This is a genomic window from Gilliamella sp. GillExp13 (assembly GCF_001690815.1).
Classification (GTDB): domain Bacteria; phylum Pseudomonadota; class Gammaproteobacteria; order Enterobacterales; family Orbaceae; genus Gilliamella; species Gilliamella bombi.
Genome location: NZ_LZHJ01000041.1, coordinates 1 through 552, shown reverse-complemented (window position 1 = coordinate 552; position 552 = coordinate 1). Strand labels below are relative to the sequence as shown.

Annotated in this window: 1 pseudogene; it reads left to right on the top strand. The window is 39.1% G+C overall.

The annotated features are described in order from the left end of the window. A pseudogene (locus A9G37_RS03250) lies at positions 1–552 on the top strand (transposase); the annotation flags it as partial.

Sequence of the window (552 nt, the reverse complement as noted above, 5' to 3'; positions counted from 1 at the left end):
TACGGCTCCCATTTGCCATTTACTGCTGGCAGAGCAGATATATCCGGTGTTGGGTTATCGTCGTCCCACCCATGGTGCGAATCCCATCAGAAAAAAGCAGTTTATCTATAACAGTCAAAACGATACCTATACTTGCCCAAACGGGCAAACATTAATATATAAAACTATTAGCAGGGAAGGTTATCGTCATTATCATTCTGATGCAACAACCTGCAAAGTCTGTCCGTTATTGTCACAGTGTACACAGAGTAAAAATACACAGAAAGTCATCACACGCCATATCTGGGAAGCAGATAAAGAGAAGGCCAACGAAATTCGTTTAAGTCAGTGGGGTAAAAAAGTTTATGCTCGACGAAAAGAGACCATAGAGCGCAGCTTTGCTGATGCTAAACAACACCACGGACATCGCTATGCACGATTTAGAGGAAGAGCGCACAGTGTTTATTGGCCGCAACGGCTCAAAATATCAAGAAAATAGCGATAAAGCTATTTTTGTTACGTTTTTTTAAGCTATTTTTTAATTTATTTAATAAAATCAAAATTAAAAATCCT